This window comes from Vibrio sp. ZF57 (assembly GCF_001691235.1).
GTDB classification, from domain to species: domain Bacteria; phylum Pseudomonadota; class Gammaproteobacteria; order Enterobacterales; family Vibrionaceae; genus Vibrio; species Vibrio crassostreae_C.
In genome coordinates this window covers 48,134-61,202 of sequence record NZ_MAKD01000091.1, presented here as the reverse complement: position 1 = coordinate 61,202, position 13,069 = coordinate 48,134, and the positions used below count along the sequence as shown (strand labels likewise).

Annotated in this window: 13 protein-coding genes; 8 read left to right on the top strand and 5 right to left on the bottom strand. The window is 43.5% G+C overall.

Annotated features, from left to right (window positions below):
• Positions 1–50 precede the first annotated feature (50 nt).
• Positions 51–401 (bottom strand): hypothetical protein, encoded by a 351-nt coding sequence (locus A6D97_RS13315; RefSeq protein WP_017060899.1) that lies wholly within the window; start codon positions 399–401, stop codon positions 51–53.
• A 288-nt stretch (positions 402–689) separates the two neighbouring features.
• Between A6D97_RS13315 and A6D97_RS13310 the strand changes: the two genes are divergently transcribed.
• Positions 690–1,586 (top strand): cation diffusion facilitator family transporter, encoded by an 897-nt coding sequence (locus A6D97_RS13310; protein WP_065584587.1) that lies wholly within the window; start codon positions 690–692, stop codon positions 1,584–1,586.
• A 50-nt stretch (positions 1,587–1,636) separates the two neighbouring features.
• Here A6D97_RS13310 and yddG read toward each other — a convergent pair whose 3' ends face one another.
• Both yddG and yjjG read right to left on the bottom strand, forming a co-directional pair.
• Positions 1,637–2,569 carry an aromatic amino acid DMT transporter YddG gene (yddG, locus tag A6D97_RS13305; protein ID WP_065584586.1) on the bottom strand — a complete coding sequence of 311 codons (933 nt, stop codon included), beginning with the start codon at positions 2,567–2,569 and terminating at the stop codon, positions 1,637–1,639.
• A 159-nt stretch (positions 2,570–2,728) separates the two neighbouring features.
• On the bottom strand, positions 2,729–3,403 hold the full coding sequence (gene yjjG / locus A6D97_RS13300; RefSeq protein WP_065584585.1) for a pyrimidine 5'-nucleotidase: 675 nt from the start codon (positions 3,401–3,403) through the stop codon (positions 2,729–2,731).
• A gap of 234 nt (positions 3,404–3,637) precedes the next feature.
• Between yjjG and A6D97_RS22050 the strand changes: the two genes are divergently transcribed.
• From A6D97_RS22050 to A6D97_RS13290, 3 genes are all read left to right on the top strand, one after another.
• Positions 3,638–3,790: a hypothetical protein gene (locus A6D97_RS22050; RefSeq protein ID WP_017066574.1), complete on the top strand. Its 153-nt coding sequence runs from the start codon at positions 3,638–3,640 to the stop codon at positions 3,788–3,790.
• Between the two features lie 260 nt (positions 3,791–4,050).
• A complete protein-coding gene (gene yiaY / locus A6D97_RS13295; protein WP_017069430.1) occupies positions 4,051–5,199 on the top strand; it encodes an L-threonine dehydrogenase in 1,149 nt (382 codons plus the stop codon).
• A 195-nt stretch (positions 5,200–5,394) separates the two neighbouring features.
• Positions 5,395–6,318 (top strand): hypothetical protein, encoded by a 924-nt coding sequence (locus tag A6D97_RS13290; RefSeq protein ID WP_029235256.1) that lies wholly within the window; start codon positions 5,395–5,397, stop codon positions 6,316–6,318.
• A gap of 104 nt (positions 6,319–6,422) precedes the next feature.
• Here A6D97_RS13290 and A6D97_RS13285 read toward each other — a convergent pair whose 3' ends face one another.
• On the bottom strand, positions 6,423–6,857 hold the full coding sequence (locus tag A6D97_RS13285) for a YccF domain-containing protein (RefSeq protein WP_004730224.1): 435 nt from the start codon (positions 6,855–6,857) through the stop codon (positions 6,423–6,425).
• Between the two features lie 247 nt (positions 6,858–7,104).
• Between A6D97_RS13285 and A6D97_RS22315 the strand changes: the two genes are divergently transcribed.
• Positions 7,105–7,230 (top strand): hypothetical protein, encoded by a 126-nt coding sequence (locus A6D97_RS22315; protein ID WP_017060906.1) that lies wholly within the window; start codon positions 7,105–7,107, stop codon positions 7,228–7,230.
• 102 nt (positions 7,231–7,332) lie between these two features.
• Here A6D97_RS22315 and A6D97_RS13280 read toward each other — a convergent pair whose 3' ends face one another.
• A complete protein-coding gene (locus tag A6D97_RS13280; protein WP_065584584.1) occupies positions 7,333–8,409 on the bottom strand; it encodes a beta-eliminating lyase-related protein in 1,077 nt (358 codons plus the stop codon).
• A gap of 306 nt (positions 8,410–8,715) precedes the next feature.
• On the opposite strand from A6D97_RS13280, the gene A6D97_RS13275 reads away from it, so the two are divergent.
• From A6D97_RS13275 to A6D97_RS13265, 3 genes are all read left to right on the top strand, one after another.
• Positions 8,716–9,333: an NAD(P)H-dependent oxidoreductase gene (locus tag A6D97_RS13275; protein WP_010428887.1), complete on the top strand. Its 618-nt coding sequence runs from the start codon at positions 8,716–8,718 to the stop codon at positions 9,331–9,333.
• Entirely contained in the window at positions 9,333–11,255 is a 1,923-nt protein-coding gene (locus A6D97_RS13270) for a monovalent cation:proton antiporter-2 (CPA2) family protein (protein WP_065584583.1), read from the top strand. Before A6D97_RS13275 ends, A6D97_RS13270 begins: the two co-directional genes overlap by 1 nt.
• A gap of 541 nt (positions 11,256–11,796) precedes the next feature.
• Positions 11,797–13,023 (top strand): DUF819 family protein, encoded by a 1,227-nt coding sequence (locus A6D97_RS13265; protein ID WP_017064792.1) that lies wholly within the window; start codon positions 11,797–11,799, stop codon positions 13,021–13,023.
• The last annotated feature ends 46 nt before the right edge of the window (positions 13,024–13,069 follow it).

Sequence of the window (13,069 nt, the reverse complement as noted above, 5' to 3'; positions counted from 1 at the left end):
TTATTGCTTATCGTCGATAACAAAGGGAAAAACCACAAACAGCACTACTCCTAAAAGACCATCACGTGATCCACTAAATAGCGTCCGTCTTCTTCAACCAATACCATTTCAGCGACAAACTCACCTTTGGCGATGGTGTAAGCTTGTTTCCACACAAAGGCGATGGAGTCTGAACGTCTAAATAAAGCAACTTGCTCACGCTCAGCAAAAAAGCCATTACTGTGCTGATAATGGTGACACACCTTTTCTAAATATTCTGGCGTAACAATGTCTTTCATCCTTTGAGTAAAATCTCGACAGTGCTGTTCATGATCAACCTTAGTTGAACCATCCATCAGATTATCCATGATCGGGTTAGCAATCGCCCACAACTCATTATCACTGATATCGTCAAACTTCATATTGATTCACTCCTTGTCCATCGCAGTCGCAGTCAAATCTAGAAGACCAATAAGACCTTAGCGACTAATGTGTTTTATTAATCATAAACGATCCTATTTCAGTTGCACACCATCACCAAAAAACACTCAACGTCAACTTTATTGACACCACACCATGATCTTAAGTCACTGAATTTTATTGATTTATATGTTCGAATTAAATAAGACATATAAACATCATCAGATAAAGTTTGTAAAGTTAGCTCATTATTAGAACAATGAAGTTATCAAAAACATCTGGAAAATATTATGTGTGACAGGAAAAGCCAAAACGAAAATCGAGTACTATTGTTCTCAGCCCTTTTAGCATCAGGCTTCGCAATTGGCGGATTGGTGTTGGGTCTTCTCGTTGGCTCTCTGGTCATAGTGTTTGACGGTGTCTATTCTCTTATCAGCTTACTGTTAACTTTATTGTCACTAGCTGCTTCAAAATACATTAACCGCCCTTCAGATAGAGAGTTCCCGTTCGGTCGAGCTATCATCGAGCCGATTGTGATTGCGATTAAAGCCGTTGTGATTCTTCTTGTGGTTGGTTATTCACTTTACTCTGCGATTGGTGCCCTAATGACGGGTGGCCGTGAAGTTGATGCTTCTATCGCAACTCTGTTTGGTATTTTCAACGTACTGGGTTGTGGTTACGCTTGGTGGTACATCGCGAATAAGAGTAAACGTATTTCTTCAGGTCTGATTCAGGCTGAGTCTAAACAGTGGCAAATGGATACGCTACTGAGTGTAGCGGTAACCGCGGGTTTCGTAGCGGCTTGGTTAATTACTTTTTCTCCGCTTGCAGAATACGCAGTGTATGCCGACCCAATGATGATGTTGCTAATGTCTTTCTACTTCATCAAAGTGCCTTTCGACATGTTACGTGAGGCGATGCGCGAACTGCTTATGATGTCGGCAAACAAAGATATTTGTGATGCGGTAGATAAGAACGTTGTCGCGGTAGACAAAGAAGCGGATCAAGATTTAGAGCTAATGGGCGTGACTAAGGTTGGTCCTGAGCTAAGAATCAACGTTGATATTCATACCAATGACCAAGATGCAATTGCGGTTGATGATATTGAACGTACGCGCCGCCAACTTAAGCGACGCTTATCGAAGATGCCTTATGAGCTCCAATTGAATCTCAATATCGCGAGTTAAGAATCGAGAGTTAAAAAAAAACAAGAATTAACCCATCAACCTCTGGTTAACTAAGACTCTGATTGAACCTTTTTAGAAGCCGACGCCGTAACCGTCGGCTTTTTGTCTCTTGTTACCCACCAGCAAGCCAGTGAACCAACGGTTACCATACATACGCCCTGCCAAAACGTCATGGTCAATGACAAGCCCAAAATCACCGAGGAAAGTAGTGTCGCGAAGATTGGCGTAAAGTACGACATGGTTGCCAAAAACACCATGTTGCCACCAAGAATCGCCGTGTTCCAAAGTGCGTAGCCTGCCCCCATGCAAGCGCCAGCTAGCGCTAAATCAATCGCAGCACTGGTTGTCATCACCATGCCGGTTTCGTTACTCAATGCGTATTTGATCCACAAGGTGATTGTCGTTGCGATAAAGAAAAGTACAATCGCATTCTGCCCTTTCGCGACACGCTGGGTGTAGTTACAGTAAACAGCCCAAATAATCGCACCGAAAAACGCCATAGAATAGGTTTTAGGGTTGGTCGCAATGTTGGCAGCGATTTGTTCAACAGAAAGCCCCTGATCGCCGCTGATGCTCCAAGCGACGCCAAAGAAGGCCAAGAAGATACTTGGGTAAACCAACCAGTTAATTTTCTTGTCGCTCAGCAGCACCGCAAATAACACCGTCAGTGCTGGCCATAAGTAGTTGATGACAGCCATTTCCAAGGCTTGATGTCTATTGTTTGCCATTCCTAAAGCCAGAGCCAAGAAGATCTCATAACAAACGAACAAGGTGCCGCCAATCAGCAAATAAGACTTAGAAAAGCGTGACAGCTTTGGTAGACCCATAACACAGATCAACAACAGCGCACTCACCGTGTAAAGGCTGGCCGCACCACCGATTGGGCCCAGTTGTTCAGATACGCTTCGAGACAGCGCGATTAAGCAGCTCCAAAGTAGAATGGCAGCAATGCCGTAGCAGCTATGGCGATGAGATTTAAACACACCTCTTCCTTTTCTTTATTGTCATTGGGTAATCAAAGCGAGCTTAAAGCAAAGATAGACTTAAGCACCACTATCGATAACTTACAGTAGGTAAAAATAAGTAGCCGAGCACATAACTGCACTCGGCTATCAATCATTCACTCAAAAATCTAAAAGCAATTATGCCAATAACAGAGCTTGCAGGTCAGCTAAAGACTTAACTTGATAATGAGGGTTAATACCTGCTGGTGCTGCTTTCTCTTGGCTGTTCAACCAACACGTCTCAATACCAAAATCCAAGCCGCCTAAAATATCTGAATGCGGGTTATCTCCGACCATCAATACGCGTTGTTTTGCTGGTAAGCCAACAAGCTTGTGTGCATGTTCAAAGATTTCAGCGTCTGGTTTCGCGACACCGACTTCTTCAGAGATGATCACATGGTCAAAGTAATCTGTCATGCCTGTGCGTTCTAAACGTATAGATTGCAGCTCGGTAAACCCATTCGTGATGATACCCATGTTCACTTTGCCTTTTAAAGACTCCATCAACTCTTTTGCACCTGGGAGCAGAGAACAGATATCCGCCATTGCGGTCAAAAATGCACTGTTTAGTTCTGCTGTTGTTGTCTCTAACTTTGTTGCCCAGCTTTCAAAACGCGCGTGCTTCAGTTGAGCTGCCGTAATGCGGCCATCTTGATAATCTACCCAAAGTGGTAAATTAACCTCTTGGTAAACCGAATAATCCTGTTCACTAAAGTCCACACCAAAACGGGAGAACATCAGCTTCATTCCTTGAAAAGCATCAAAGTGGAACAAGGTTTCATCCGCATCAAAGAATATCCAATCGTACTTCATTTTCTGTCCTGTTATTCGCGTTGTTGAGCAGTGCTGTGTTTGTTTTTATCGTAGTTTTGCTTAATTTTTCTCTTCGCCTTGTAGGCTGGCAATCACTTTACTCGTAAATCTGTGAGCCTGTATATAAATCTAATAATTTATAGAAAACAAGCAGCAAGTCATGATGTATCGCAAATTTTGCCACATATTAAACCAATACCATACAAGAAATACATTTAAGTACCGAGAGGTATTATGAAGCACTTCTTACCGTCATCTGTCATGCTCACCCCATTTCTTGTCAAATACTATGACGAGGAGCCAGAAGACACCCTTGAGTCTGAAGAGTCGCAAGATCCTCAAATTGAGTGCAGTGATGACTCCGATAAAACGTCGACACCAGCCTAACTAGAAGAGTTTTCAATGAAAAACCTTATTTTTCATTGTTATAGAGCTCCATACTGTCTCTAATTTAGTCGATTTATCGCGATCTATTACTGACAATCAACACAGCCAAAAACCATGAAAACGATTGCTATATGAGCCCTATCACAACGACTAGCCACAAAGTGGTAGTTCGAATTCAAAGTTGTTCCAGATCAATGGTCGACCACTTGAATGCCGACAACATGTAGGAAATTAAAAATCATAATTAACGGAGTTTTCCAATGTCTACTGCATTTTACATCCCTACAATCAACTTCATGGGTACTGGCTGTCTGAAGGATGCTGCTGATAGTATTCAGTCTCAAGGCTTTAAAAAAGGTCTGATCGTAACTGATAAGATCTTGAATCAAATTGGTGTAGTTAAGCAGGTACAAGACCTTCTTAGCCAGCGAGGCGTAGACGCAGTTGTATTCGATGGCACTCAACCAAACCCAACCATCACGAACGTTAACGATGGTCTTGAATTGCTGACTGACAACGATTGTGATTTCGTTGTTTCTCTAGGTGGCGGTTCTCCACACGACTGTGCAAAAGGCATTGCTCTGGTTGCTTCTAACGGCGGCAAGATTGCAGACTACGAAGGCGTAGACCAATCTGAAAAGCCAATGATGCCTCTTATCGCTATCAACACTACGGCTGGTACAGCATCAGAAATGACACGCTTCTGCATCATCACTGATGAGGAACGTCACATTAAAATGGCGATCGTTGACAAGCACACAACACCGCTTATTTCAGTAAACGATCCTGAACTAATGCTTGCTAAGCCTGCATCACTGACTGCTGCAACAGGTATGGATGCGCTAACACACGCAATCGAAGCTTACGTTTCTATCGCAGCGACACCAATTACAGACGCTGTAGCGATTAAAGCCATTGAACTTGTACAAGCTCACCTAAGAACGGCAGTAGCGCACGGCGAAGACATTGAAGCACGTGAACAAATGGCTTACGCACAGTTCATGGCGGGTATGGCGTTCAACAACGCGTCACTAGGTTATGTTCATGCGATGGCGCATCAGCTAGGCGGCTTCTACGATCTTCCACACGGTGTGTGTAATGCTATCTTGCTACCACACGTTCAACGCTACAACGCGCAAGTTTGTCCTGAGCGTCTACGTGATGTTGCAAAAGCAATGGGCGTTAACGTTGAAGGTATGTCACCAGAGCAAGGTGCAGAAGCTGCGATCGAAGCAATTGTTCAACTAGCAAATGACGTGAACATCCCAACAGGTATCGCGCAACTTGGTGCGAAGCTAGAAGATATCCCTACTCTGTCTGACAACGCACTGAAAGACGCATGTGGTTTTACTAATCCTAAACAAGCGACCCACGAAGAAATCTCTGCGATTTTCGAAGCGGCAATGTAATCTGCCATTAAGTCACTTATAAACTTATCGACAAACGGGCTCACCTACTGAGCCCGTTTTCTTTACCTGCCATATGTTATTCAAGTCTCTGTTTTGAATAGCCACTGATTAAGATAAATCTCTTTAAAAGTCGCATTGTCATAACTGCTTAGTTATAGTCAAACTATTGATACATAGAATGACAAACAGGTTCCATTGAGTCGTTGGATAGTTAACTCCTCATTATTAGCATCGCTCGTTTCCCACTCTGCCTTCGCGGAGGAACAGGATGAGTGTCACAGCCAACCGTTAGAAGACACGCGCGTCGAAAAAGCTTACCACTACCTAAACAGCAAGTTTTGTCAGCCCGCAATATGGTTCGATAACTTCTTTGTGGATGACCGTATTACCGAGGACGCCAGAGCCGGAACCTCTGTACGTTGGTATAATGATTTCATCTATTCTGAGGGCGGTGACGTGGATTATTCCACCAAGCTCAACGCACGCCTGCATTTACCCTTTGTCAGCAAAAGGCTTAAGCTAATCTACGAGTCTGTTGGCGATGAAGAATTCTTAGACTTCTTCCCACAAGATTCTGAAGAGTTAGAAAATGCACTTGGCCTTCGTTATGACGCCTATGCCAAGGGTTACAGTAGTTTCAATATCAAAGCGACATTACGCCCAAGAATAGAGGCTCGCTATCGTTTTACCTACCCGCTCACCACAGATGCAGTATTCAGGCTGACCCAACGTGTATATCAAGAAAAACAAGAGACTGGTGAGATCACCGACATCGACTTTGATCTTTCTTTAAGTGATGATTTCTTGGCTCGATGGTCAAGCTTTGCAGGATATAACGACGACCTTAAAGGTTGGAACTATGGTACAGGGCTAACCTTGTATCACTACCTTGCCCAAGACCAAGCACTTCAATATAGCGCCACGATTAATGCAACGGATGAGCCTCATAATCATTACGAATACGCTCAGGTTTCGGTTACCTACCGACAAAACGTATGGAAAGAGTGGCTGTTCTACGAACTCATCCCTCGTTATCAATGGGAACGAGAACCTCATGAGAAACACACCGAAGAAGCCAACATCACCCTTAGGCTTGAAGTCTTGTTCAACAATGTCTAGTGAGTGTTTGTGAGATTGGGGCATCGTTAGATAGAAAACGAGGCACAAAAAAGCACATCATGTGATGTGCTTTTTCAGTTCTATATAAGGCTTAAACTGTAGTCTTAACCCTTGTAGTTTCTTACTCGTGCCGCTTCTGCTTCACGCTTGTCGACAACGGTTTTACCGATTGGCGCCAATGAGATAACCGCGAGCTTAAGGTGCTGAATCGCAAACGGAATACCTATAATAGTAATGAAACACGCTACTGCTGACATGATGTGACCAATCGCCAACCAGATCCCCGCAAATAAGAACCAAATAACGTTACCAATCACACCTAGCGGGCTCGTGCCGATGTCCATTTCATTGGTTAGCTCATCACGCGAAATCGCTTCCTGACCAAATGGGAAGAATGAGAAGTTACCCATAACAAAACATGCTCTACCCCATGGAATACCAACGATGGTTAGGAATGCGAGCAGTCCGAAGAACCACCAAGCTAGTCCCATAAATACGCCACCGAACAGAAACCAAATGATGTTTCCTATTGTTTTCATTCTGTATTCTCCAAATCTTTGAATGCTATTTATTTAATATGCCGAGTAAGGCAATGATTGTTGTAATAGGTTCATTATTGTTGAACCTTTATGAACCGTTTATGAATCACTTACATTTTATGTGATTGATATACACCACGGTTCTCTAAATCTACATAGGGCTAAACCCATTTATTTGATACCATACACTTAGATTTTTAGTACCAAAAAGCTAAACAGACTCAACAACGAATTTAAGGCCGAATTTATGAATAACACTGAGCAACCTAAAAAGAAAATGAAAAACTGGGTGCCAATCGTCTTCTTCGGACTTCTCAGCACTGTTCCAGTGTTCATGTTCTTAGTTGATGTGTACATCAACCAGTATATGTAACAGAGCCGGACATCCTAGCTATATAAATGGATATAAGAACCCTTTCCTGTATCCATTTCAGTTCCAATTAGATCAGTTCTTCTTCAGCCAGCTCTTCGTTAATCAAATCAGCTCTTCGCTAATAAAATCTAGAATGTCTATCAGCTCATGATCAGGCAAATTTAGTAGGTTATCCCCTACATACCATTCAATCTTACATTGGTTTGGCAACTCACTGATCGCTGGGTTTCCTATCCAAATCTTGTGTTTCTTCGCTATGTTATCTCTCACAATAATGCCGTCTTCATAGCTCACAGGTAAATATAGGTGAAGCATGTTGACCTGCGGTTGCTGCGGATTAACGGTGAACTGAGGGTAATCTTGTAATATTTGATAAACCTGTTTGGTGCGTTCATACAGAGCTGGCATCAGTTCTAATCGCTCATCAAACTGCATCGCAGCAGATACCACATAAGGCGTTCGGTGATACACGTTACCACCTTGGCGCTTCATCCACGCCGATGCCTTCGCTACAAAAGCTTTATCGCCTAACAGTAGCGAACCACCAAGGCCATTGAGACCTTTATACAGCGAGACATAGGCGCTATCGAACCCCTTAGCAATCTCGCTGTATGACTTTTGGTAATAGGCGCCACACTCCCACAAGCGGGCACCATCCATATGAAGGTGAATCGATTGCTCTTTGCAGTACTGTTTAATCGCCTCAAGCTCTTCCCATTCGGGTAACTGCCCACCAATTTCTCGCATCGGCAGTTCATATAATGCGGCTGCGATTTCATCAGGCCATGCCTTTAAGTCATCGACATTCCAAGTGCGGAATACGTTACCGACAGGAAGAACACTAAAACGATTTTGAAGCTGATACCCTTGGCGTTCATGGCGCATAATATGACTCGATTCATGCATCGCCACTACTGGGTTTCTTCTCTCTTGGCACGCAATTTCTAGTGCAGTCGGTTGATTCATGGTGCCCGTAATAACAAACACAGCCGCTTCATAACCGAGCAGATCTGCCACTTTCTTTTCAAAACTCTCAATAAACTCGCCATCACCGTAGCTATCGTGAGTAACATTATTTGTTTCACACCAGTGAGCCATCTGAGCGAATGTTTGTGCCGGAGTTGGTTCTAAGTGACCAGAAAGCAAAAAATCACATTGTTGACGCAGATCTGTACTCATACTCTTTCCTTTATTCGTTATCATTGTATGAAAAGTTGTCGAATGGTTTCGTTCTAACGTTAAGGTGACATAAAGTAAAAATGTTAGCTTTTATTATTAACGAATATTTAGTTTTACAAGCTCATATCCTTTCGAAGTATTGAATTGTATAAACAATACAGTGCCTTAAAACAAGGTAAACTATACGAAATGAGATAATGAAAAAACAATCACTATTAGCTAATTCGTTGTTCTTCAAGCATTCTTCTATTATTGTATATCTATAATCCCAATAGGTATTATTCGTTTATATACAAAGAGGGCTATATGTCGAAAAATCGAGTTTTAGTGCTATTCGCACACCCTTCTCAACATCGTTCTGAAGCAAACAAACCGTTATTTGAGCAAGCAAAACGCGTTGACGGTGTCACGTGCGTCGACCTCTATGCCGAATATCCAACGTTCAAGATCAGCATCGATCGTGAGCAAAAACGCCTATTGGACCATGACATCATCATTTTTCAGTTCCCCTTATATTGGTACTCCACACCGGCAATTCTCAAAGAGTGGCAAGATCTCGTTCTAGAGTATGGCTTCGCCTATGGAACCGATGGCAACGAGTTACAAGGTAAGAGCTTACTGTGTTGCATCACTGCTGGCGGTAAAAAGGATGCTTACCAAAGTGATGGCTACAACCACTTCACTATTCGAGAACTGCTTCACCCAATTGAACAAACCGCGTCTTTATGTGGGATGAACTATCTTGCGCCTTTTGCGCTTTTTGGATCTCGTACCGCTTTAGAAGAAAACCGTATTCAACAACATGTCGATAGCTACAGAACGCTTTTACAGGCCTTGGTTGCAGGTGATATCAACATCAAAAGAGCCAACAAGGCAGAAAAGTTGAACCATATTGTGGAAGAATTGATGGCAGAGGTTAAATAATGACGGGATACTTTCTACAAGCATTTATCTATTTAATTGCAGCCGTGATTGCGGTCCCTATTGCCAAAAGACTTGGACTTGGATCAGTTCTCGGCTACTTAATCGCTGGCGTTGTGATTGGTCCCATCATTGGATTGGTTGGCGAAGAGACAACAACCATCCAGCACTTTGCCGAGTTCGGTGTAGTGATGATGCTGTTCTTAGTCGGGCTTGAACTTGAACCTAAGATGCTATGGGCGATGAGAAACCGATTGATGGGGCTTGGTGGCCTTCAAGTTGGTGGTACGACCGCTATCGTGATGGGAATTGCACAGTTCTTTGGTCAACCTTGGACGATTGCTTTAACTATCGGTTTGATCTTTGCGCTTTCATCGACAGCCATTGTTCTACAAACGTTCAATGAGAAAGGCCTGTCTAAAACGGAAGGCGGTAAAAACGCTTTCTCGGTACTTTTGTTCCAAGATATTGCCGTTATCCCAATGCTGGCGTTCATCCCTTTGTTGGCTCTTCCTGAATTGGTTGCTTTGGCAGAAAGTGCCGCCCAAACCGCTGCACACCATGATGAACTCAGTTTAGTTGCAGGTTTGCCAAGTTGGGCATACGGACTTGTTATTACGGCTTCAATTGCGATTGTGGTCGTCGGTGGACATTATCTAAGTCGGCCACTGTTTCGTTTTGTTGCGAGCTCTGGCTTACGCGAGATCTTCACTGCAACTGCACTGATGTTGGTGATTGGTATTGCCGCGCTAATGAGCCTTGTTGGTTTGTCGCCTGCCCTAGGTACTTTCTTAGCAGGTGTGGTACTTGCCAACAGTGAGTTCAGGCACGAACTGGAATCTAACATCGACCCGTTTAAAGGGTTATTGCTTGGATTGTTCTTTATCACGGTAGGCGCAGGTATCAACTTTGGCGTTCTATTTAACGATTTCGCACTCATCATTGGCTTAACTCTTGGCGTGATGGCGCTGAAAGCCTTGGTGTTGTTTACACTGGCTTTAATCTTCAGAATCAAAAACAGCGACCGCTGGCTATTTACATTGAGCTTGGCTCAAGCGGGGGAATTTGGTTTTGTACTACTCAGCTTCTCAGCACAGAACCATGTATTACCTGCGGATATTGTTCAAACACTATCACTGGTTGTTGCCCTCTCTATGTTCTTAACTCCTGGTCTGTTCATTCTGTTTGATAAAGTCATTCTGCCCCGTTACGAGCAAAAATCGAACGATCGAGAAGAAGACAAAATAGAAGAGAAAGGTACCGTTATCATTGCAGGCATCGGCCGATTTGGTCAGATCGTAAACCGCTTGTTGGTGTCGAACGATGTCAATACGGTGGTTCTGGATCACCAAGCGAACCAAGTAGACTTGCTGCGCTCTATCAATATCAAATCTTACTTTGGTGATGCGACTCGTCACGACTTATTGCATACCGCCGGAATCGAAGAAGCCGCGATGCTAGTAGTGGCAATCGACAACCAAGACTCAAGCGTTGAATTAGTGAAATACGTTAAACACACCTACCCTAAAGTGAAAATCTTAGCCCGCGCATTCGACCGAGGTCATAGTTATCGCCTAAGAGAAGCGGGGGCAGACTTTGTTGAATCAGAGACCTACCATTCTGCTCTTGAAATGGGCGCTGAAGCCTTGCGTTCTTTGGGTCATCACCCATTCTTCGTCGAGCAGCAAAAATCGACTTATCAACGCGTTGAGAGCCGTAAGTCTGAAAAGCTTTACCAAGCTTGGTCTGAAGCGGAAGAGAACCCACGCTACGACAACAACTACCGACAAATCTTCATTCACCTTGAAGAAGCAATGAAAGAAGATATGAAAAAAGACCGTTCAGACAAACACTCTCGTTCTGAACGTGGTTGGACACCTCCACCGAAAGGTTATGCAGATGGCTTTGAGGAAGAAGAGTCTTAAGCAGAATCTAGACTACAGCTCTAGATAACCATGCTATTCAAGCATCAAAAGCGGCTATTTAAGCCGCTTTTTCTTTCATTTACCCCCCTACAAAGCGTCAAATGAGCATGAGTAGCGGGTGCTAGAACTCGTAATCCGAAAGATTTATGTGATCTAGCTAAAATTTTTAATTTCTGACCACATGGCAAAAGTGAATTCACTTTTTACATTATTGAAACATTCCAACCTCGCATAAACCACACCATAGACATGGCTATATATGCACTCATTTAAGTCATTCAATCATCGCCCCAATTCATAGCGACCACCCTCTAAGGCTTGAGTTACAATGCATATATCTAAATACGCCGCACAAGCCTCAGCCCAACCATTCACTGTGCAAATAAGTGGCGCACTGCATTCACAAATTCAAACCATCAAAATTAACACAAACATTTCAAAGTATGTCTAGCGTTACAATTTGTAACGAATGGCGGTTGTCGGTATAGTCCTGCAATTCAAAAAGTGAGACCTCTGCGCTCACCTTAAAGGAGATATAATAATGATTACTAATGATGCTGTAATAATGGGCATGTTAGCTGTTATTCTTGGCGGTGTTTTTATCACGGAAAGTAGCCAAAATAGCGCACTGAAAAAATTCTACTCGTTCGTTCCGGGTCTATTGCTTTGTTACTTTGTTCCCTCTTTATTAAACAGCTTCGGCATAATCGATGCTTCGAATTCTAAACTGTACTTTGTTGCAAGCCGTTACTTACTTCCGAGTGCACTCGTTCTACTGATCATCTCTGCAGATCTGCGCAAGATCTTTGGACTAGGTTCAAAAGCCGTCATCATGTTCCTAACCGGTACTGTCGGTATTATCATTGGCGGCCCATTGGCTATCTTGATCATCGACCAAATAAATCCTGGCCTTGTATCGGGTGATGTATGGCGTGGTCTAACAACGGTGGCAGGTTCTTGGATTGGCGGTGGTGCAAACCAAGCTGCAATGAAAGAAGTATTTGAAGTTGACGATCAGTTGTTCTCTGCGATGATTACTGTGGACGTAATCTGTGCCAATATTTGGATGGCAATATTGCTTATCATGGCAGGTCGTCAGAAGAAGATTGATGCATGGTTAAAAGCCGATACTTCATCTATCGAAGACCTAAAAGAAACCGTATCTAAGTACCAAGAAGAAAACGCGCGTCCGACGACGACAACGGATCTAATGAAGATCACTGCGATTGCGTTTGGCCTTACGGGCTTAGCACACTTCTTTAGCGACATTATCGCACCATGGATCTCAACTAATGCTCCTGAACTGGCGCAATACAGCCTGACTTCTGGATTCTTCTGGTTAATCGTAATGGTGACTACGTTTGCACTCATTGCTTCATGCTTCAAATCAACACGCAGCCTTGAGCACAGTGGCGCATCTAAAGTGGGCTCTGCATTCATCTACATCCTAGTTGCCACTATTGGTATGCAGATGGATATCACAGCTATCTTGGATAACCCAGGCTACTTCTTCATCGGTATCACTTGGTTAACCATCCACGCGATTATCATGATTGTGATGGCAAAGCTAATCCGTGCACCACTGTTCTTCATGGCAGTAGGTAGCCAAGCTAACGTCGGCGGTGCTGCATCGGCTCCTATCGTAGCGGCAGCGTTCCACCCAGCATTAGCTCCAGTAGGTATTCTAATGGCTGTACTTGGTTACGCACTCGGTACATACGGCGCTTACATCTGTGGCCTAATCATGCAGGCTGCTGCATTGGGTTAACAACTCATTGCTGTAAAAAATGGGCAACTGAACCTTGATCATATCG

What these genes read in the sequence shown, in the direction of transcription:
- A6D97_RS13315 (WP_017060899.1), bottom strand. Translation starts at nt 401, where the DNA reads ATGAAGTTTGACGATATCAGTGATAATGAGTTGTGGGCGATTGCTAAC.
- A6D97_RS13310 (WP_065584587.1), top strand. Translation starts at nt 690, where the DNA reads ATGTGTGACAGGAAAAGCCAAAACGAAAATCGAGTACTATTGTTCTCA.
- yjjG (WP_065584585.1), bottom strand. Translation starts at nt 3,403, where the DNA reads ATGAAGTACGATTGGATATTCTTTGATGCGGATGAAACCTTGTTCCAC.
- A6D97_RS22050 (WP_017066574.1), top strand. Translation starts at nt 3,638, where the DNA reads ATGAAGCACTTCTTACCGTCATCTGTCATGCTCACCCCATTTCTTGTC.
- yiaY (WP_017069430.1), top strand. Translation starts at nt 4,051, where the DNA reads ATGTCTACTGCATTTTACATCCCTACAATCAACTTCATGGGTACTGGC.
- A6D97_RS13285 (WP_004730224.1), bottom strand. Translation starts at nt 6,857, where the DNA reads ATGAAAACAATAGGAAACATCATTTGGTTTCTGTTCGGTGGCGTATTT.
- A6D97_RS22315 (WP_017060906.1), top strand. Translation starts at nt 7,105, where the DNA reads ATGAATAACACTGAGCAACCTAAAAAGAAAATGAAAAACTGGGTGCCA.
- A6D97_RS13280 (WP_065584584.1), bottom strand. Translation starts at nt 8,409, where the DNA reads ATGAGTACAGATCTGCGTCAACAATGTGATTTTTTGCTTTCTGGTCAC.
- A6D97_RS13275 (WP_010428887.1), top strand. Translation starts at nt 8,716, where the DNA reads ATGTCGAAAAATCGAGTTTTAGTGCTATTCGCACACCCTTCTCAACAT.
- A6D97_RS13270 (WP_065584583.1), top strand. Translation starts at nt 9,333, where the DNA reads ATGACGGGATACTTTCTACAAGCATTTATCTATTTAATTGCAGCCGTG.
- A6D97_RS13265 (WP_017064792.1), top strand. Translation starts at nt 11,797, where the DNA reads ATGATTACTAATGATGCTGTAATAATGGGCATGTTAGCTGTTATTCTT.